This is a genomic window from Bacteroidota bacterium, assembly GCA_016718825.1.
GTDB lineage: Bacteria > Bacteroidota > Bacteroidia > J057 > JADKCL01 > JADKCL01.
The window spans coordinates 214,271-233,107 of record JADKCL010000002.1 but is presented as its reverse complement, the minus strand read 5'-3'; the positions used below and the strand labels follow the sequence as shown (position 1 = coordinate 233,107).

The window sequence follows — 18,837 nt, the reverse complement described above, 5'->3', positions numbered from 1 at the left end:
CAAGTATTACTCTCACCAAGATTGTTTAAGTTCCTTAGAATGAATAGAATATCGATAATAACAGTGGTTCTGATCCTGGGGATCGGAACCACTTTCGCTTTCGGCCAAAATGAAAAGAAGGCACTCGCGAATGCGGAAAAGGCTTTGGGATACGACGAATATAAAACGGCGATCCCATTCTTGAGAGAAGCTGTTGGATACAACCCCAACAATTCGATGTCTCAGTTCCTTTTGGGCAAATGCTTGTTTCAGAATTATGAGAAGAAGGAGGCTTTGCCGCACTTTGAGAAGGCCTTTGGCTTGAACAAGGACGTGGATCCCGAACTCAGCTACTACTACGGCAGATGCCTGCATTACACGCTTAAATTTGATGAAGCGATCGTGCAGTACACCCGTGGGATGACAAAGATTACGAACAAGGACCCCGCCATGCTGAAATGGCCCGCGAAATCGAGCATTGCAAGTATGCCAAACAAGCAGTCGCCAATCCCGTGAAGGCAAAAATCGTGAACGTTGGCCCTCCGGTGAATACGCAGTTTTCGGAACACAGCCCTATCATCGATGCCGACGAAACCGTGTTGATCTACACCACTGTGCGCCCGGACAATGTCGGCTGTAAAGGTGACCCCACCTGTGAACTGGAAGACGTGTACATCGCCGACAAAGCAGGAAAAGGCTGGGCAAATCCCCGCCCCATCAAGGAAATCAACACCAATGCCATGGACGCCTCCATTGCACTGTCCCCGGATGGTCAAAACCTCTTCATTTACCGGAATCCACCGGCTGGAGGAGACATCTTCGAATCCCATTTGGATGGAAAGAAGTGGACCGATCCAAAATCGGTCGGGGAACCTGTGAATTCCAAGAGCTACGAAACAACAGTGAGCATCTCGCCAGATGGAAAACGGATGTTTTTCACCTCGGATCGCGCTGGAGGCTTTGGGGACACCGATATCTACATGAGCGAACTCCAACCCGACAAAAAATGGGGCGCTCCCAAAAATCTCGGCCCGAAAATCAATACGTTGTTTGCCGACGACAGTCCATTCTTCCATCCCGACGGCGTTACCCTCTATTTCTCGAGCACCGGACGCAACGATTGTTTGGGTGGCTTTGACATCTACAAAACCACTTTGCAACCCGATGGCAGCTGGTCGACACCCGAAAACCTGGGTTACCCGATCAACACACCCGACAATGACATTTACTTCGTGTTGTCGGCTGACAAAAAAGACGGCTACTACGCATCGGCCAAAGAGGGCGGCTACGGGGAAAAAGACATCTACAAAATCGAAATCGAGGAGGAAAAGCCTGCAGTCGTAGTGAAGACAGAGGATACGCTGAAGCCGGTTGTTGTAGTCAATGCCTTGACCATTCTCAAAGGCGTCGTCACAGATGCAAAAACGGGGCTTCCGCTGGAGGGTGCAATCACTGTGATCGACAACGACCGCAACGTCGTCGTTTCAACACTCAATTCGAATTCAGCCTCTGGAAAATACCTCGTTTCATTGCCTTCGGGCCGCAACTACGGTATTACAGTGGAACGTGAAGGATACCTGTTTAAGTCCCTGAACGTGAACATTCCTAAGGCAGAAGGATTCCAAGAAGTCGTCCAAGATGTAGCGCTTGATAAAATTGAAATCGGTGTAGGTATCGTGCTCAACAACATCTTCTATGACGTCGACAAGGCAACTTTGAGGCCTGAATCTGTCTCGGAATTGGAGCGCCTCAACAAACTGATGCTGGACAACCCCACACTCAAAATCGAGATTGGCGGACATACTGACAGCGACGGCTCGGATGAGCACAATGAAACACTTTCACAAAACCGCTCGCAGAGCGTGGTGGACTTCCTTGTGAAGAAGGGCATTCCCATGGAGCGCATGGTGGCAAAAGGTTACGGCGAAAAGTCACCGGTTGTCGCCAACGACACAAAGGAAAACAAGCAACTCAACCGGAGAACGGAATTGAAAATTCTGGAGAATTAACCCTTCCAGATTTTTGTGAAATACCAACGAAGGCCCGGGCATAAAAAGCTCGGGCCTTCTCTTTTTAACGATATTCTTTCAAAAGAGAACCATTAGTCCATTTCCGACTGCTTTTCATTTCAAATCCACTTCAATCTTGAATTTCGGCGTAGTTCGTTGGTTTGCAGAACGCTAACACCATCCACTTCAACAATTACCCACATTGATCCAAAATGTGTCTATTTCGCTAGAAGATTGAAGTTATTGTTGAGTTATCAACATATAAACATCTATATATCAAGAATAAAATGCGCTTCGAATCAAGTGAATTGAAAAAATTTCAAAGATTTTACTTGACAATCGGAAAAATTCATATCTTGCAATCGAATTTTATCAACATATCCACAGTTGATGCAGTTCGGGTCCTTGCGACCGCCTCTGAGTACGGAAGACGTGGAAATCCTATAAGTTTTCAACAGCAGTCCTTGATGGGCTGCCAAGAAGAACGGATGTTTTAACCTCCTCGTATTATGAAGTTCAGATTCCTCGTATTTTTCTTGCTGGCTAGCTCGTCGATTGCCTTTGGTCAAGGCAAAGGCGGGAGCAACAAGGAGTACAAGAACTCCTTGAAGGCTGCTAAAGAACATCTTCGCTACGAAGAGTTCCAGCAGGCCTTGCCCTATGTTCAGGAATTGTTGAAGGAAGACGCCAACAGCGCCTACTACAACTTCTGGATGGGAAAATGCCTTTACATTACCTACAAGAAGAATCAGGCCCTTCCCTATTTTGAGAAGGTCGAGAAACTGAACCCCGACATTGACAAGGAGTTTTACTACTGGTATGGTTTGACGCTCCATTACAACCTCTACTTTGACCGCGCAGTAGAGGCCTACCACAAGGATTCGGAACGTTATGAGCCATCCAGCCCTGAGTATGTATGGGTGAACAACAGGATCACGCAATGTCTGTATGCCAAGAAACTCGCCAACAAGGCCGATGCCGAGCAGGTGAAGATCGAAAACATGGGAGACATGATCAACAGCGAATTTTCCGAGCATAGCCCGGTGATTTCAGCCAATGACAGCGTCTTGATCTACACTGCCCGTCGTCCGGAATGCTTGGGCGCCAAGCCCGAAATCTACTTTTATGACGAAGACATCTATGTCTCTCACAAAGTAGACGGCCAATGGGGTCCTGGAGAAAATATCGGGAAACCGGTAAACGCTGCGGGGCATGATGCGACGATTTCGCTCACTGCCGACGGTCAGACGCTCTACATCTACCGTCACAAAAAGGCCGGTGGCCTCTATGTGACCAAGTTTGATGATGTCGAGCAAAAATGGCGCGAACCCAGCACGGTGGAACGTCCGCTCGACTCAAAATTCTATGAAGCGAGCATCTGCCAAAGCGCAGACAGCAGTGTGATGTTCTTTACCAGCGATCGCCCAGGTGGGTTTGGTGGCAGGGACATTTACATGGTGAAAAAGGAAGGCAAGACCAAGTGGACGGAACCGATCAATTTGGGTGCAACCGTCAACACGGCCTTCGACGAAGATGCTCCCTATTTCCACCCCGATGGAAAGACGCTCTACTATTCGAGCAATGGTCCCGGAAGCATGGGTGGTTTTGACATTTTCGTCACGGAATTTGCGGATCAGGACAAAACAGCATGGTTGGAACCGCTCAACATGGGTTCGCCCGTGAATACACCTGACGACGACATCTATTTTGTGTTGGCGTTGGATGGCAAAAGCGGATACTATGCCAGCGGAATGGAAGGCGGCTATGGTGAAAAGGACATTTACCACATTCGATTTCCTTATTACCCCTACCCTCGTCGCTACCATATTGTAGAAATCGCGGGCTTAGTACAAGACGTCCAAACACTGGACACCCTCAAAGCAATGGTGCGATTGGTCGATGTTGAGACCAATGAAGTATTGGATTCGGTGCTGACAGGAACCGATTCCAGCAGGTATTATTTTATGTTGGAACCGCAGCGAACGTATTCGCTCGTAGCAAGTGCTGAAGGCTACAACTCTGTTTCTGAGTCGATCATGACTCCGGTTCTGAACGAAGATGATGTCTTTCTGGAAAAGAACATGTTCCTGGTCAAACCAACTGAGGTGATTGAAGAGATACCGCGGGCGGCGGTAGAACTTCAACACATCTACTACGACTTTGACCAAGACTTTATCCGTTCTGATGCGGCGGATGAACTGGATCGGGCCATCGAGCTGCTGTCCCAAAATCCAGATTTGAAAGTCGCGTTGATGTCGCATACCGACTGGTTTGGCACGTTTGACTACAATGTGGATCTCTCCAATCGAAGAGCAAGAAATGCACGCGCCTATTTGATCAAAAAAGGTATCGCACCCGATCGGATTGTGCTCGATCACTTCAGCGAAAACCGGCCAATGGAAACCAACGACAACGATGCGGGCAGGCAATTCAATCGGCGGACTGAATTGCGCATCATCCGCAACGACGAGGTCGTGCTCCAATCGGTACGGCTTCGCAAGGGTGTGGAGGGAATTGTCGTCGACCATACATCTCCGAGGGGATTGCCTGGTTTTGACAACCCAAGTGGTCTTGAATTGAATAGAATGGTGGACGCTGGAACCGGCGAAAGCAGTACTTCCTTCTCCCCTTCTACTTCTAAAAACGATATCAAGACCGGACTCAGCGGTAAAGATGAAATCAAGGCGGGTTTCGAAAGCGGCAAAGATGAAATCAAGGCAGGGAATGCCACTGTAAATGCCACAGACGATGACGCGGCATTTTACAAGGAGCTGAATGCACTCGAATTCCGGAACATCTATTTTGATTTCGACCAATTTGATCTGCGGGATGTTTCCAAGAAGAATCTCGATGTTTTGGCCAACTACCTCGCGCTTCATCCAGAATTGTCACTTGAAATCGCCGGCCATACCGATGCGATGGGTTCGGTGGATTACAATCAGGCGCTTTCAGAAAACCGTTCGCAGATGGCCTACAACTACCTTCAAGACAAAGGATTGAAAAACATCAAGTTGATGACCAAGGGCTTCAGTGAACTTGACCCCATCGACACCAATGACAATGCCAATGGTCGCCAAAACAACCGTCGCGTGGAGTTCAGGCTCCTGCGCAATGGCAAAGTGGTCGCCAAGAGCATTCCTTAATTTGTATACGGGCTACTCAAGAATTTAATACGAGGACGGGGTGACCACCGCAAGGTGGTTGCCTCGATTTTTTTTAGGCAAAGTGGAGACAATCCAACGCGCAACCTGTAATTTGGCGGAATGAAGGCATTGGAACCTAGAAACTTGGTCGGATTTGTATTGCTGCTGATTTCAGTTGGCTTGCTTATTCCCGGGCTGATGAATGATCTTTTGACGCTTGAAGCCTCCTTTTCGATACCGCTGCTTGGAAAGCAATCCGTTCTGGACGAAACGCGCAGTATTTTGGGCACCATCGGAAGCCTCAATGAAAACGGAAACGGTTTTGTAGCCTTCCTCATACTTCTTTTCAGCGTATTGGTGCCTTTTGCAAAAGCCTTGATCATGGGATTTGTCGCACTTTCGCCTTCCCGCAACGCAACCTACCGCATGCATAAATTTGTCGGACTCATCAGCAAATGGAGCATGGCAGATGTTTTTGTGGTCGGTGTATTCATCGCCTACTTGAGCTTGAAAACCAATGAAAACATGCATGCAGAGCTTCGAAGTGGATTTTACTTCTTTACAGCTTACTGCATTACTTCCATTATTGCCGTTCAGCTCATTCAATTTCCAAAAGGTCCGTCCAGAGAAATCACCGAAAGCAACTGAACTGCTGCTTGCCTATCGTAGGTTCCCTTTTTCACCCAGAATTATCACGTATCATCTTATGCAACAACGACTCATCGAAGCCGCCCAAAACGCAGGAATCACCGTTCAGGACCTCTCCGTCGCCTGGGGACAGGAAGCTGTCAAATTCACCCATGCCGGTCAGACGGAAATTGTATTCCAAGGATCCATCCTGGGCAGCAATTCCCATTTGGGAACAACGATTTGCAGCGACCTCCCGATCACACGCTTTTACCTCGCGGAATTGGCGATCCCCACTCCTGCCAGCAAAGTGTTCAAGTTGGATTCCGAGCAAACAAGTACAGCGCAGTTGGAGCGCCTGATTGGCGAATTCTGGATCGAAGGCAAGATTTACCGTTGTCTACCGGCATTCAGCGTTGATGGGCATGGGGTGGCCTCCAATCTCAAGCATCTCCAAGACCTCGAATTGCATCTCGATACCTTTGCCGATGACTATGCTACTTGGCTCCTCGAAGAGCAGGCAGAGGGCGAGGATCTTGAACTTTTGATCATCGGTGGAGAATTGGTTTCAGGAATTACAAGGACAGCCTTGCGTTTGACGGGAGATGGCGTGCAAACTTTGGAGGAACTCATTGACCGTCATAACATAACTGCCTCGGAATCAGATAAGGTTCAGATTGATGCCGAAACAAGGCAACTGCTACGTGATCAAGCTGCCTACCTCAGCGAAGTGGTGCTGCAAGGCGTAGCGATCCAAGTCAAGAATCCTGGAGGCGGTGGAGGCGGCGCAACCGATGTCACCGACAAGTTGCATCGCACATACCTTGAATGGGCCAAGAAAATCTCCGACGCTACTGGCCTCAAAGCATTCAGCGTCAAGCTTAAATGCGAAAGTGTTTCAAGTGATGCCTCAACATCTGCAAAAGTACTTTCATTGAATGCGAAACCGGATTGGATGGCATTTCAAAATGCTTTGGGAAACAATCAGGACTTTGCCAAAATCCTGCTTGCGGAGATGTTTGCGATGGTTAGCCGCGGTTGATGCGCGCAATCATGGGCGCTTGAGCGAGACCGTCATTTGATCGTCCTTGGCCCCGTCACCGTCCCAATCTATCCGGCTGTACAACTTGAGCCCATTGCCCTGCTTGGCGGCTTGGAATGCGATTTTAGGACTTCCTGTGACATCCAAGCGCATGAACAGGCTATCTTGGTAAAAGTGCCAAAAGCCTGCTTTGGACTGCACCAATGAGTCGCTTATCGAGAAGATCTCCTCCCTGTAACTTCCATCGGCGTTGTAGATCGTCATGGCCGGCTTCCGGCCCTGTTGTGCTGCCAATTCCTTGGACTCATAATGCAAGTGATCATCCCCGCCAATTTTGTCTTTGGAAACGATCTCCACTTCCACGGTACTCGCTACCCAAGGCCCTACAAAACTTTGCGTAGAAAGTACATCTGACCCGATATTTGTCGGTGAGGAAGCTTTGCGACAGGTTCCACTCAAGAGTATGACCGCTGACGAAATCAACGCCCAGAAGGCAATTGGAAATATTTTAGACGATTCGGTAGCCATTGAGATTATAGTGAATGTACCATTGTCCTGCGCAAACTTACAGAATGTCGAAACGTCTTGACAGCTCTCATTGAAACCTGTTGAAGAAATTGATTTTCGCTGATGCCAAAAGGTTCTAATTTTGAGCAATGATTTCCTTCAAAACGTTTTTGCGTGCTTCCTTGATGATCCTGTTGCCGGTGGCAATCGGGTTCCATGGGGTTGCAAAGGCGCAGAAGCCGATCAGTGAGAGCCCTGGCATGGTTTTGAAAATCAATCCATTGAGCCTCTTTGTTTCGACTTTCAATGTGCAAATGGAGCGACGTTTGGGAACCAGATTTTCCGGTCAAATTGGATTTGCGGTCGGCGCACCAACGGTTGCCGTTTATTCGCCGAACCTTCCGGAACCCATTGACTACAAATTGATCGGTCTCACCCCTGAATTGCGCTACTTTTTGGCGTTTCAAAGGCGTCAGGTGCCCCGCGGCCCCTATCTTGGGACCTACCTGCGCCTGCAGCATGTAAAAAAATCCTATGGGATTGTTGCCTATGATCCCGACATTTTCCAGGAAGTGAACGCTGAAGTCAATGTCAACATCAATTCGTTGAATGTTGGATTTGTAGTCGGATATCAATTTTTCATCAAAAAAAGATTGGCAATCGACCTTTTTGTTGGACCGCGTTATGGCTTTGCAAAATCGGTCTACACAATGCAATGTGCAGGTTGTGATGGCGATGAATCGGTCGCGCAGAAACCAGGAATGAGATTTGACGGCTTGGATTTGCGCGCCGGAGTCGGTGTCGGCTACGGATTCAATTAAGGTTGAGTTCTTGCCTTGGATCCACGAAAAAAGGCCCTTGAGGGGGCCTTGATTCTTTTCATTCCTTCAAAACGACAATCAGTCGTTTTTGGCGTTTTGCACTTCGATACGAATCTCTTGTGCCAAGTTTTTCAGATCCTGCATGCCTTTGCGCACGCGGGTACCAGCTGCTTTGTTGCTTTTTTGGTAGAATTTTGCGAAATCTTCTTCCAGCGACATCACGAGCGACTTCAATTCATCAAATCTGTTTTTCATCTCTAAATCAGAATTTATGGTACAAACCTTAGATAACCAATTCGAAGCTAGCTAATTTTTCAATGTTTCAAAACCTGCATTGATTCGCTCCAAAGGCATATTTGGAGGATAACTTAGTGATTACGGAGTTTCTTGAATGATCATGTTATGCCTAAATAAATGATTATCAGATGATTAAGTTGAAATGCGTTTGTATTGGTCGAAATGGCGTTCCTGTTCATAACTTGTCGACTTTTTCGACGAAAATGCGTGGATTCTGTTCATTGGGGGGCCATTAGAAGAAAAAAGGTTCATGTTTGGCGTATGGAACGCTCGCCAAAATGGCCTCATTCATTGAACTTCTGAAGATTGGTTGTCCAATCATATTTCCTGAATCGAATGCGCTTTTGTTCGATCTCGAGTTCGGCCCCGTATTTTGTCAACCATTTCCGCAACCCTTTCAATCCGCCGAAGTCACCCAGATACATTTGGAAGAGCGATGAAACCCAAATAGTGTCGGCTTCCAAGAATACCTCTGAATGAAAAAAGCCCATAGTGGCCAATTCCAGCTCTTGTTCGACGCCTGTAGCCGTATAAAATCGTATTGCAGGGCAACCATTCGCTCCGCAATTCAACGCAAAATGGATCCGCGGATCGTCCTTTTCCAGTTGCAATCGCTTTTTCCAGCCGACGGGAAACGGATTTCGAAGCCATCCTTGTGCCCACCAAAATTTGGATCTGCGCAAAATTCCATGTTCAATGTCATTCAGGCTCATTGCAAAACCTGCCACAGAAAATTGCCGTCTGGAAAAATGTTGCCATCGCTCCCATTTGGTTTGCGGGATCCGCTTTCGCATAGCTACCAAATTGAAGATATTGTAGGCATTGATCCAGAATGCCTTACGCATTCCATCCTCCAAGAAGCATGCGAGGAATTCCTGTTGCGGAATGGATGCCAATTCACTCAGTCCCTCATCTACCGGTATTCCCATTTGCAAATCCGCAAGACATTGGCTGATCAATTGCAAAATTGACAGTGCCTTTTCTTCTGGCAGGGTCTTTGCTTTGTCGTCCAATGCTGGCGGATTCATTTGTTTTCAGGAATCTTCCCCTATTTCTTGAGATAATCTTAAATTTGGCCCAATGCCCAAATCATGAATGGCAAAGATGAATACAAATTCAATGCTTAAGAAAGGATTGTTGCTCTTGGTTTTGTTCCTGACGATCGGAAGTGTGCACGCTGCGAATGTCAAGGAATATGATTACAGTTTCAAAGTCAAGGGTTTAAAGGAGGGCGATACCACGATGATCGCCTACTACCTTGGAACCAAGCAGTATATCAAGGACACGATGATCGTCCCCAAGACCGGGATCGTGAATTTCAAAGGCACGGAACTTGAAGGCGGAATCTTTCTGTTTGTAGTGCCCGGGATGAAGTATTTTGAATTCCTTGCCGTCGAACCCAAGATTTCGATGGAGACCGACCTCGCCAACATGGTTTCCGCGATGAAGGTCAAGGTCAGCGACGAAAACACGATTTTCTTTGATTATCTGAAATTCATCGAGACCAAACAAAAGGAATCAGAAAAGCTGAAAGCCGAAAAGGACAATCCGGCGACGGTCGAGGGTCGCAAGACGGAAATCGACAAGCTCCTCCAAGACCTTGACAAGCAGGTAAAGGCCTACCGTGACAAGGTGATTGCCGATAACAAAGGTAAATTCGTATCGAAATTGCTTTACGCCTCCCAAGAACCTGAAGTCGCGACTGCCCCCACCGGCATGTCTGCCGAAGAAGCTAAAATATTTCAGTTCAGGAAATACAAGTCTGAGTACTTGCAATTCGTGGATTTTAGTGATGAGCGGTTGCTGCGCTCCCCGATCATTCAGAACAAAATCAAGGAATACCTGAATCGGCTCACGGTACAGCATCCAGACTCCATCATCATGAGCATTGAAGATATCATGGTGAAGGCGCAGGCGAACAAAGATGTGTTCAAATTTTGCGTGATCACGATTACCAACATGTGGAGTGGCAGCAAGCAGATGTGCTTCGACAAGATTTACGTACACATGGCGGGCTCCTACTACGTCAGCGGACGCGCAGATTGGGTCGACAGTACGCAATTGAGCAAAATCAAGGACCGCTATTACAAGATGCGCTACAACAATTGCGACGAGAAGGCAGTCAATTTGATCATGGACGATATCAATGGCAATTCGACAAGCCTTTACAAAATGGACGCAAAATACACTGTCTTGGTGTTTTGGGCCCATGATTGCGGGCATTGTAAAAAGGAAATGCCGCAACTCGCCGAACTGCTGAAAGAATACAAGCAATACGGCGTCAATGTATTTGCCGTATCCACCAAGGAGGAACTCGACAAATGGAAGGCGTTTGTCAAGGAAAAGGGAATGGAAGATTTTGTAAACGTGGCTGATCCGCAGAACAAAACCAATTTCCGGATATTCTATGATATCTATAGCACACCGGTGATCTACCTCCTTGACAAGGATAAAAAGATCATGGCCAAGCGTTTGGACATCTACAACCTCAAGAAATACTTGAACCACGAATTGGGCTTACCTGAGCCTCCAGCACCTGATCCGGACGAAAAGCACGATGAGGATGATGGCCACCAGAGATAGCCTTCACGTCAATTAGAAACGGAATATTGATTGGTTTAGCGCCGACGTTTGACCGCTTGGGTCTGGTTGGCAAACAACCATTCGGCGACATTGGGCTCCGTGAAAACAGCGGGCCAAATGTCGTGACGTCCATTGGGGAACTCTGTATATGTCACTGATTTTCCGGCAGCTTGCAATGCTTCATGCATTTCACGCGAACGCACCACGCGCACAATGGGGTCACTTGCGCCATGGAAAATCCAAACGGGCGATGCAATGCTACGTTTCGCCTTGCGTGTACTTCCTCCTCCACTGACGGGAATGCCCGCCGCGAAGGTTTTAGGATACTCGGCAAGCAAGGCCCACGTTGCAAAAGCGCCCATGGATTGCCCGCCCACATATACCCGGGTAGGATCAACAGGCAATGTTGCAAGGGCATTTTCGACCAACGCCATTGCCATTTTCAGCGGTCTGCGAATGCGAAGGTTGGTGAAATTGATCCAAAATTTCCCATCGGGACATTGTGGGACCAACACATAAGCTGGAAACTGCTTTTGTACCTCCGGATTGGAGAAGAAGGCTGGTGCATGGCTGTTGCCGGCTGAGATTTGCCGCTGATTGTCATCACCACGGCCTTTGACCCCGTGCAACCACAGGATCAAGGGGTAGGTTTGACCTGCAACCACCTCAGGTTCATACAGACGAAAAGGCAGTTGCTTGGAACCCTGCTTGAACAACCCACCTTTAAACTGGGCCATCCACGCGGGATCCTTCTTTCCCTGCGGCATCGTCTCAAGCGGAATTTTCTCAAGCATACTGAATCAATCGGCAATTTGACTGCAAAAATAATCCAGTTTTTCCCTGAAACCTGATTTTCAGGAAAAATTGTAGGTCAAATTACAGTCAGAAGGCAAGATTCTCCAGCTTGGAATTGAACATCACGGAATGATCAAGGTATCTCGTGTGAAAAGGTAGCCTGTAAACACACCGATTCCGCCGGAAACCGTCGATCGAATCACGCCAGGTTGTGCAAATGGATTGCCGTTTGAACTTGCCGCATCGTCCAAACTATTGATGTATCGCCAATAAGGTTGGTCGATATGGTACAATTGGGCGATGATTGTATCGCCTGATTGATAATCAAACAACGTTCCAACGGTGAACATCTCCCCGTCCCCAATGCGGTCATCGAGCGTGAAATCGAGCAATTGGGTATTTTCATTGTCAGGATTCGGATCAAAAACCTTGCCCTTGAACAATGCCAAACGGTAGAAATTCTGTTGCCCGGGCTCATCGAGCCACCTGACGAGCACGGAAGCGTTGCTGTCTGCATTGAAAGAGGCTGTCATCGGCTCCAACTGAACCGGAGGCATGATTTTGGCCGCGCCCGTGACATGCCTTCCATCCGGGTACTTGACAGAAATCGAATACTGAGTGGTATAGTCGGCCGGCACGACTTCGCTCGAAGCAAAGTTGAATATCTTCAATCCCTCCGGATCAAAAAACAAACCCTGCGGCAAGGTATCATGGATTCCATTGTGGGAAATCACCACCTCGGCACCTGCAATAATCGGCGTGTCCTGTGGTTCAAAAAAGCCGATACTCTCGCTCAAGCAGCCTGAACGGCTTTCCGACTTCCATGTAACATTCGACGACAAGCTGCCGGTCATAAGGCGGAATCTCGATTTCAACTTCCTTTTCAGGTAAACAGCCAAAAGCGAGCATCCCCAAAATGCTGCTGACCAATACGATGAATCTATTCTTGTGCATGGATTTAGAATTTGAAGTTCCAGGTAAGCGATGGAATGATCGGGAAAAGCGACACCTGTTTGACCTTGAATCCAGTCAAAGTAGTAATCCCTGTGCCGGGTAGCGTCTCCGTTTCCGTATCGAAATAAAGAAAATAGGCGTTTCGGCGGCTGTAGGCATTGTAAACGCTCAGGGTAATGTCTGATTCGCCCCATTTTGGAAGGATGTTGTACACCATGCCTACGTCCATGCGATGGTAATTGGGCATCCTGAATGAATTGCGCTCGGTGTAAATTGGGATAATGTTAATGTCATTTCCTGGCACGGGATCCGAGGAAACCATCCAAGCGATCGGCAGCGTCACGGCATTCCCGGTTCCATAGACCCATGTTGCAGAGACACTGAGACGTTTTCCAAGATCCTCGATGAGGACGACGGTAATGTCGTTGCGGCGGTCAAATCGCGGATGAAACTTGTTTCCATCATTGATTTCAGCAAATTGACGCCAATTCCAAGCAAGCGTATAGCCGACCCAGCCGCTCAAACGATCGAGCAAGCCTTTGCCAGGCCCGCGTTTCTTTTCCAGATAGATTTCGTTGCCGTAGCCCCACCCCTTCCCAAATACGAATTCACCATCGAGGTCGTCGTTGAAAAAGATCTGTGCGCCATCCCGGAAATCGACCTGACGGTTCATCCATTTATAGTATACCTCATCACTCAGCAGGAATTGTTTTCCCAGGAGCATGCTCACGCCTCCGGCGACTTGGTCGCTCCGTTGCGGGCGCACAACCTTGCCCGATGGGTACCACATATCCGTCGGCAATGAGGCCCCGGATGTCGAAACCATGTGCACGTACTGAAACATCCGCGCATAGGCCGCTTTGATGCTCACTTTGTCACTGATGCTGTATTTCGCAGATGCGCGTGGCTCCAATCCGAAGTAAGAAGTGTCACCGCCGACCCAGCCTGAAAGCCGCAAGCCGCCATTGATAGAGAGCTTTTTGCCCGCTACAAATTCGTCGTTGATATAGGCTCCGAGTTCATTTCCAGTAAAATTCTGGCCACTCTCGAAATTGACCGAATTGTCTTCACTTGAGGCATTGAAGCGGCCCACAGCAAATGCATGATGTGTATAGGCGATTCCAGATTTGATGTTGTGGCGGTCCGTCGGCTTCCACAACAACTGTGTTTGCCCGGCAAAATCTTGAATCCCAGAGCTCAATTTGAATTTGAACTGTGAAAATACATTGTCAAATGCGTAGTCATAGTCGGAAAAGGTGCCCATCACCTTGAGCAATAGCTTGGAATTGAAGGCGTGGCTCCAATCGACAACTCCTGCCAAGTTTCCCCATCCCAATTTGAAGTCAAAATCACCGGCATTGAACCGGAATTTATCCCGACCGCCATAAAAACTGGCGTTGATTTGGTCGCGTGGTGAGGCTTTGATCGTCAGCTTGGCATTGAAGTCGTAAAAGTAGTAGTCCGGGATCGGGTTGTAATTGGGATTGTCCTTTTTGATGATGTTCAGTTGGCGCGTAAAGACATCAAAATAGGTGCGTCTACCTGCCACAATCAAAGATACTTTGTCCCGGATAATGGGCAGCTCCAGCGATAGGCGGCTAGAAATCAAACCAATACCACCGCTTCCAGAGAACTTCTTCATGTTTCCTTCCCGCAGACCAATGTCGATCACCGAACTGAGCTTGCCTCCAAACTGCGCTGGATATCCGCCTTTGTAAAGCGTTACGTCCTTGACGGCGTCACCATTAAACGTGCTGAAAAGTCCAAAAAGGTGGCTTGGATTGTAAACAGGGGCATTATCCACAAGAAACAGATTCTGGTCAGGTCCTCCCCCGCGCACGTACAATCCCGAAAGCCCCTCACCGCCCGATTGTACACCCGGCTTCAACTGCAACGTCTTGATGATATCGACCTCGCCAAAAAGCGCCGGAATCTTCTTTGCCTCGACAATCGTGAGGTTATTGGCACTCATTTGGGTGCTATTGAGCTTCTCTTCCAGCGAATTGGCTTCGATGACAACATCGTCCATGGTGGAACCCGTTTCATTGATCTTGACATCCAGGTTGCTGTTTTTTGTCAAGGTTACGACCTCTTTCACAGTCCCATATCCTGTGAAGGTAAAAACCACCGTCACGGTATCGGCCGGCAATTGAATGGAATAATTCCCTTTTTCATCCGTGTAAGCGCCGACCTTTTTCCCGGGTGCGTACACACCTGCGCCTGCAAGCGGATCGCCGGTTTCAGCGTCGCGGACTTTTCCACTCAGCGTAAATGTGGACTGTGCAGAGGCAAGGGAAAACAGAAGGATGAAGCCCAAAAAGGTAAGTAGCCGACGTGTCATGAAGCAATTAGAGTAACAAATCATCTCAAAATAGAGTCCAAATTTACCGATTAAGAATAAGATTCCTTTTGTCAAAAGCAGCAGTTATGCCGAATTGTTTGTACTTTCGAATTAAGTTTACATGAAAAAGAAGGATATGCGTATCAAAATGTTGGTGGTTTGCGTCGCGGCAGTGCTTTTTCTGAAGTGGGAAAAGGTCAATGCCAGCCCAATTTTGACCTCCGAAAAGCAATCCTCCGAGGTAAATTTGACCTTCGGTGGTGGTGGGGATGACAAGGAGAAGAAGGAAAAGAAGGAAAAAGGTGGGGGTCGGAAAGAAAAGGACGAATCCACCAAGGATGCCAAGACGAGTGACGTCTCCGCAAAACCTTTTCAGCATGCACGGTATTCGGCAAAAACAGCCAAATACACGTCCAAAATGGCTCAAAAAGAGATCCTTGGCCGCGCCAAAGTCAGGAACTTCTTCCATTCCACATTCAACACCAAGTACGGCAAACCCGTCAATTTCAGAAGCACACGTCAGCGCAACCGCTGGAAACACGGCCGCTGAGATTTCTGGAAACTCAAAAAATGATCATTGAAGCGGGCCTTGGCCCGCTTTTTTTTAGTCTCTATTCGGCGGCGTTGCATATCCCATCGCGTCAAACAATGCGATGCATTTGCTTATTTCCTTGATCGATTTGGAACCTTGGACCTGATAGCTGATCGAGAATGCCTTTGCTTCCACCCTTTTGATTCGAACGTTTGATGCAGTCCTATCCTATCAACCTTTCGATCATCGATGCAGATGGTTTCCCACCTGGTTCATTGACGCGCTACTTGCTTCCAACATTGGATCTCATCTGTCCGAGCAGCATAACAATGCGTAACAACAAAAATCCCTCGGGGTCACCGAGGGATTTTTAATATTTCTAGACCTCAGTAAATTACCTGAGGATTACAATCAATGCGTAGATCAAACCTGGAATGTAAAAGAGAATGGTCAGCAACAGGCAGATCCAAAACTCAGTGGTAAGGCCATTCATGTACAAACCAACGGCCAAAGGAGGAAGCAAAAATGCCAAAATCACATACAGCAACAACTCAGAGTCGTTGGGTGCGTCTGGAGAATCTGATTTCTGCGCATCTCTGTAGCTTTTCAAGGCTTGCTTGAGTTGGCTGCGCACCTCTTTCTTGCGTGCATTCTCGGAGGCGATCTTTGCAAATTCTGCTTCATTGAATTCGTTGCCTGCCTGACCCTCTGAAGAAGGCTTGCCAATGGCGACCTTGCTTTCAGGCTGCCCCTGCGTGCCTTTGATCGGCGTAATGTCCGAGGCTTCCATTTGACGTGTATCCGTAGCAGACGGTCCTGCTGCCTGAGCCGGCTGGGATACGATGGCACCTTCTTGTTGTGGGTGCTGTTGTGCGGATTTGCCGCCGCCTCCAAGGGCACCGCCCGGGGCAATAGCCCAAGCTCCCTCTACGAAGCAGAGTGCTAATACAGCGGCGATGACAATTTTGAACTTTTTCATATGCTTCCAATAAAAGGAACGACATCAGGCCAACCCATATCTTTCCATTCATCTAATTAAATACAATCCATTTTCCTTCCCAAATCCTCGTCCTTAGAGTTATCCACATCACCCTGTGAATTTGTAACAAATCGAAGGTCAAATACCAAGTTTTTCTGAGGGTTTATCGGAACTGGAACGATTTAGCTGATAGTATCGCCGTCAATCTTGTGGATTCAGCGCCTTTATCCCTACAATTCCAATGTGGATAACGTCTTTGCCGATGTAATGAATCTGCCCATTTTCGACAATGAGAATGATTGCTTTGTGGATATCCATCGGATCACCAGGGTTTTGCACACCATGAAATGGATGGTATCTTTGACCATTCGATTTGAAAATGGATTCCAAAAGTACCGTATCCGCCAGCGCGCTGCCCATTTCTGCTTCTATTTGGAGGTGGATTTTTGTGGTATTGGGGCTCCTGTTTGTGATTGTCCCTACGGTTCAAATTTACATCATCCTGCAGCCTACCTTGGAAATGTTGGCTTTTATGCCGCTTTCTTTTTACCTCAAGGAAATGGCAGGCACGATCCTGTTGATGAACGCGACGCTGCTGTCGACCATTGCATTCCTGGTGGGCGGCATCCTGCTCTGTTTTGGCAAACGGTGGGGGTATATTCTCACGCTTTCAGCTTCGGGGTTTGCACTTCTAGCCATGATCGAAGTGGTGGTTTCGTTATTCGTCGTGGATCTGAAAAACGATTCTTCCTATTTAGAGATCGCCTATTCTGAAATTTCCGGACTCATGGGATTTTGGATCGCTCTTCTTGTATTGATGGAGGTATCATCCATTATATTATTGAATTTCAAGACTCCAAGGGAATTGCTTTCGATCCGAAAACGAGAAATATGGATCACGGTTGTCATGGGAATCCTGCTACTCTTGGATTTGAATCTCTGTCTCCTTCTGCAATTTCCAATCGGGGCCTAAAAGTGCTGAGCAGAATCTTCACCGTTGCCATGTTGCTCCTTTCCGGGTTTTCCTGGGCAGTTTCGCAAGTCGAACCCATAGGAATTTGGCAGCAATTGGAGGATGGTATGGAAGTCGCCACATTGACCGCGAAACAAGCCTCTGAGGTAGGTAACCGCAAAATTCAAGTGGTGCGAATTGATCCAACCAAGTGGGAATTCCAGCTACTTGCCGCCGCCGACCATGGAGGGAAGGCCCGAACAGCCAAGCAATGGTCCACTGAATTTGGGCTTGTAGCGGCAGTGAATGCAGGAATGTTCCAAATGGATGGTCTCACCAATGTCGGCTACATGAAGTTGGGAGGCAAAGTTTATAACCCGCGGATCAACGATGACAACACTTTCATCGCCTTTGGAACCAATTCACCCAAGCTGCCCTCCTTTCAGATCATCGACCGGGAATGTCAGAACTGGAAATCCTTACTGGATCAATACCAAAACGTAACCCAAGGCATCCGGATGATCGATTGCAAGCAGGCCAATCGTTGGTCACAGCAGCCTCGAAAATGGAGCATGGTGGTAATGGGAATGGACAAATCAGGCAAAGCCTTGTTCATTTTCTGCCGGTCACCCTATTCAGTCCACGATTTCATCAACGAACTCTTGGATCTCGACCTTGACTTGCACAATGCCATGTACCTTGAGGGAGGTCCTGAAGCTTCGCTATACCTCCAAACCAAGGACTGCAACATCGACCTTTTTGGAAGCTATGAAACCGGATTTTTTGAATCCGACGCCAACGACCGTGCTTGGCCAATTCCTAACGTGATCGGCATCAGGCACCGGTGAGCCAAATCCTCAGCTGCCAACCGGATCTTCGCAGAATTTTCAATCCGCCGTCAGAGTCCATTCAGGACAATGATTCGGAAAAGGCGACAAAGTCAGACTGTAATTTGGAGAAGAAACCGGAAAATTCATCGAGCGATTCCTGCGTTTTCAGGTCTCCGCCGGTGAGCTTGACGTGGTGTTTCAATTGATCAAGCCGGTTTTTTTGGATGATAAATTGGTTCTCAAAATGCGCCACAAGCTTTTTGTCTATTTCCTGATGCGCAAAGAGGACCACTTGTCCATTTTCTGCGATCAAGCTGTCAAGTTCCCGCTCCCAATTTCGGATTCGGGCCAACAATGCCTCGCGCTCAACCTGAACTTCTGATGTACTTTGGGTCATAATCATCTGGAATTTAGTGAAACGAAAACATCGCATTCGCCGCCCAGTC

The 18,837-nt window shown here is 47.9% G+C and carries 20 protein-coding genes; 10 read left to right on the top strand and 10 right to left on the bottom strand.

Going from position 1 to position 18,837, the window contains the following annotated elements; translation table 11 throughout:
* Nucleotides 1-63: 63 nt before the first annotated feature.
* The 5 genes from IPN95_03070 (at nt 64) to IPN95_03050 (ending at nt 6,800) form a co-directional block, all read left to right on the top strand.
* On the top strand, nt 64-495 hold the full coding sequence (locus IPN95_03070; GenBank protein MBK9448398.1) for a CDC27 family protein: 432 nt from the start codon (nt 64-66) through the stop codon (nt 493-495).
* Entirely contained in the window at nt 438-1,988 is a 1,551-nt protein-coding gene (locus IPN95_03065) for a PD40 domain-containing protein (protein ID MBK9448397.1), read from the top strand. Before IPN95_03070 ends, IPN95_03065 begins: the two co-directional genes overlap by 58 nt.
* 509 nt (nt 1,989-2,497) lie before the next feature.
* Nucleotides 2,498-5,131: an OmpA family protein gene (locus IPN95_03060; GenBank protein MBK9448396.1), complete on the top strand. Its 2,634-nt coding sequence runs from the start codon at nt 2,498-2,500 to the stop codon at nt 5,129-5,131.
* 120 nt (nt 5,132-5,251) lie between these two features.
* Nucleotides 5,252-5,779 carry a paraquat-inducible protein A gene (locus tag IPN95_03055; GenBank protein MBK9448395.1) on the top strand — a complete coding sequence of 176 codons (528 nt, stop codon included), beginning with the start codon at nt 5,252-5,254 and terminating at the stop codon, nt 5,777-5,779.
* A gap of 58 nt (nt 5,780-5,837) precedes the next feature.
* Nucleotides 5,838-6,800: a hypothetical protein gene (locus tag IPN95_03050; GenBank protein MBK9448394.1), complete on the top strand. Its 963-nt coding sequence runs from the start codon at nt 5,838-5,840 to the stop codon at nt 6,798-6,800.
* 9 nt (nt 6,801-6,809) lie between these two features.
* On the opposite strand, the gene IPN95_03045 is transcribed toward IPN95_03050, so the two are convergent.
* Entirely contained in the window at nt 6,810-7,328 is a 519-nt protein-coding gene (locus IPN95_03045) for a hypothetical protein (GenBank protein ID MBK9448393.1), read from the bottom strand.
* Nucleotides 7,329-7,456: 128 nt separating this feature from the next.
* On the opposite strand from IPN95_03045, the gene IPN95_03040 reads away from it, so the two are divergent.
* Nucleotides 7,457-8,128, top strand: coding sequence for a DUF3575 domain-containing protein (locus IPN95_03040; GenBank protein MBK9448392.1), 672 nt, complete (start codon nt 7,457-7,459; stop codon nt 8,126-8,128).
* Between the two features lie 78 nt (nt 8,129-8,206).
* Here the strand turns inward: IPN95_03040 and IPN95_03035 are convergent, their stop codons facing one another.
* Entirely contained in the window at nt 8,207-8,383 is a 177-nt protein-coding gene (locus tag IPN95_03035; GenBank protein ID MBK9448391.1) for a histone H1, read from the bottom strand.
* 326 nt (nt 8,384-8,709) lie between these two features.
* Nucleotides 8,710-9,453, bottom strand: a complete 744-nt coding sequence (locus tag IPN95_03030; protein MBK9448390.1) for a DUF547 domain-containing protein — start codon at nt 9,451-9,453, stop codon at nt 8,710-8,712.
* 76 nt (nt 9,454-9,529) lie between these two features.
* On the opposite strand from IPN95_03030, the gene IPN95_03025 reads away from it, so the two are divergent.
* Nucleotides 9,530-11,008, top strand: coding sequence for a redoxin domain-containing protein (locus IPN95_03025; protein MBK9448389.1), 1,479 nt, complete (start codon nt 9,530-9,532; stop codon nt 11,006-11,008).
* 35 nt (nt 11,009-11,043) lie between these two features.
* Here the strand turns inward: IPN95_03025 and IPN95_03020 are convergent, their stop codons facing one another.
* From IPN95_03020 to IPN95_03005, 4 genes are all read right to left on the bottom strand, one after another.
* A complete protein-coding gene (locus IPN95_03020) occupies nt 11,044-11,802 on the bottom strand; it encodes a dienelactone hydrolase family protein (protein MBK9448388.1) in 759 nt (252 codons plus the stop codon).
* Between the two features lie 123 nt (nt 11,803-11,925).
* Nucleotides 11,926-12,600: a DUF4249 family protein gene (locus tag IPN95_03015; protein MBK9448387.1), complete on the bottom strand. Its 675-nt coding sequence runs from the start codon at nt 12,598-12,600 to the stop codon at nt 11,926-11,928.
* On the bottom strand, nt 12,575-12,757 hold the full coding sequence (locus tag IPN95_03010; GenBank protein MBK9448386.1) for a hypothetical protein: 183 nt from the start codon (nt 12,755-12,757) through the stop codon (nt 12,575-12,577). Before IPN95_03010 ends, IPN95_03015 begins: the two co-directional genes overlap by 26 nt.
* Nucleotides 12,758-12,761: 4 nt before the next feature.
* Nucleotides 12,762-15,098, bottom strand: a complete 2,337-nt coding sequence (locus tag IPN95_03005; GenBank protein ID MBK9448385.1) for a TonB-dependent receptor — start codon at nt 15,096-15,098, stop codon at nt 12,762-12,764.
* A 121-nt stretch (nt 15,099-15,219) separates the two neighbouring features.
* Here IPN95_03005 and IPN95_03000 point away from each other — a divergent pair, with 121 nt between their 5' ends.
* Nucleotides 15,220-15,648 carry a hypothetical protein gene (locus IPN95_03000; protein ID MBK9448384.1) on the top strand — a complete coding sequence of 143 codons (429 nt, stop codon included), beginning with the start codon at nt 15,220-15,222 and terminating at the stop codon, nt 15,646-15,648.
* Nucleotides 15,649-16,024: 376 nt separating this feature from the next.
* On the opposite strand, the gene IPN95_02995 is transcribed toward IPN95_03000, so the two are convergent.
* Entirely contained in the window at nt 16,025-16,420 is a 396-nt protein-coding gene (locus IPN95_02995; GenBank protein MBK9448383.1) for a YqaE/Pmp3 family membrane protein, read from the bottom strand.
* Between the two features lie 390 nt (nt 16,421-16,810).
* The gene (locus IPN95_02990; GenBank protein ID MBK9448382.1) at nt 16,811-17,029 is read right to left on the bottom strand and encodes a hypothetical protein; all 219 of its coding nucleotides are present in this window, start codon (nt 17,027-17,029) and stop codon (nt 16,811-16,813) included.
* A gap of 28 nt (nt 17,030-17,057) precedes the next feature.
* On the opposite strand from IPN95_02990, the gene IPN95_02985 reads away from it, so the two are divergent.
* Nucleotides 17,058-17,582 carry a hypothetical protein gene (locus IPN95_02985; GenBank protein MBK9448381.1) on the top strand — a complete coding sequence of 175 codons (525 nt, stop codon included), beginning with the start codon at nt 17,058-17,060 and terminating at the stop codon, nt 17,580-17,582.
* 2 nt (nt 17,583-17,584) lie between these two features.
* The gene (locus IPN95_02980) at nt 17,585-18,409 is read left to right on the top strand and encodes a phosphodiester glycosidase family protein (protein MBK9448380.1); all 825 of its coding nucleotides are present in this window, start codon (nt 17,585-17,587) and stop codon (nt 18,407-18,409) included.
* A 61-nt stretch (nt 18,410-18,470) separates the two neighbouring features.
* On the opposite strand, the gene IPN95_02975 is transcribed toward IPN95_02980, so the two are convergent.
* A complete protein-coding gene (locus tag IPN95_02975; protein ID MBK9448379.1) occupies nt 18,471-18,788 on the bottom strand; it encodes a hypothetical protein in 318 nt (105 codons plus the stop codon).
* Nucleotides 18,789-18,837 lie beyond the last annotated feature (49 nt).

Excerpts from the sequence above, each read along its gene's own strand:
- IPN95_03050 (MBK9448394.1), top strand. The coding sequence starts at position 5,838 with ATGCAACAACGACTCATCGAAGCCGCCCAAAACGCAGGAATCACCGTT.
- IPN95_03010 (MBK9448386.1), bottom strand. The coding sequence starts at position 12,757 with ATGCACAAGAATAGATTCATCGTATTGGTCAGCAGCATTTTGGGGATG.
- IPN95_03020 (MBK9448388.1), bottom strand. The coding sequence starts at position 11,802 with ATGCTTGAGAAAATTCCGCTTGAGACGATGCCGCAGGGAAAGAAGGAT.
- IPN95_02990 (MBK9448382.1), bottom strand. The coding sequence starts at position 17,029 with ATGGGCAGCGCGCTGGCGGATACGGTACTTTTGGAATCCATTTTCAAA.
- IPN95_03065 (MBK9448397.1), top strand. The coding sequence starts at position 438 with ATGGCCCGCGAAATCGAGCATTGCAAGTATGCCAAACAAGCAGTCGCC.
- IPN95_03030 (MBK9448390.1), bottom strand. The coding sequence starts at position 9,453 with ATGAATCCGCCAGCATTGGACGACAAAGCAAAGACCCTGCCAGAAGAA.
- IPN95_03025 (MBK9448389.1), top strand. The coding sequence starts at position 9,530 with ATGAATACAAATTCAATGCTTAAGAAAGGATTGTTGCTCTTGGTTTTG.
- IPN95_02975 (MBK9448379.1), bottom strand. The coding sequence starts at position 18,788 with ATGACCCAAAGTACATCAGAAGTTCAGGTTGAGCGCGAGGCATTGTTG.
- IPN95_03055 (MBK9448395.1), top strand. The coding sequence starts at position 5,252 with ATGAAGGCATTGGAACCTAGAAACTTGGTCGGATTTGTATTGCTGCTG.
- IPN95_03035 (MBK9448391.1), bottom strand. The coding sequence starts at position 8,383 with ATGAAAAACAGATTTGATGAATTGAAGTCGCTCGTGATGTCGCTGGAA.
- IPN95_03045 (MBK9448393.1), bottom strand. The coding sequence starts at position 7,328 with ATGGCTACCGAATCGTCTAAAATATTTCCAATTGCCTTCTGGGCGTTG.
- IPN95_03060 (MBK9448396.1), top strand. The coding sequence starts at position 2,498 with ATGAAGTTCAGATTCCTCGTATTTTTCTTGCTGGCTAGCTCGTCGATT.
- IPN95_03005 (MBK9448385.1), bottom strand. The coding sequence starts at position 15,098 with ATGACACGTCGGCTACTTACCTTTTTGGGCTTCATCCTTCTGTTTTCC.
- IPN95_03000 (MBK9448384.1), top strand. The coding sequence starts at position 15,220 with ATGAAAAAGAAGGATATGCGTATCAAAATGTTGGTGGTTTGCGTCGCG.
- IPN95_03040 (MBK9448392.1), top strand. The coding sequence starts at position 7,457 with ATGATTTCCTTCAAAACGTTTTTGCGTGCTTCCTTGATGATCCTGTTG.
- IPN95_02995 (MBK9448383.1), bottom strand. The coding sequence starts at position 16,420 with ATGGAAGCCTCGGACATTACGCCGATCAAAGGCACGCAGGGGCAGCCT.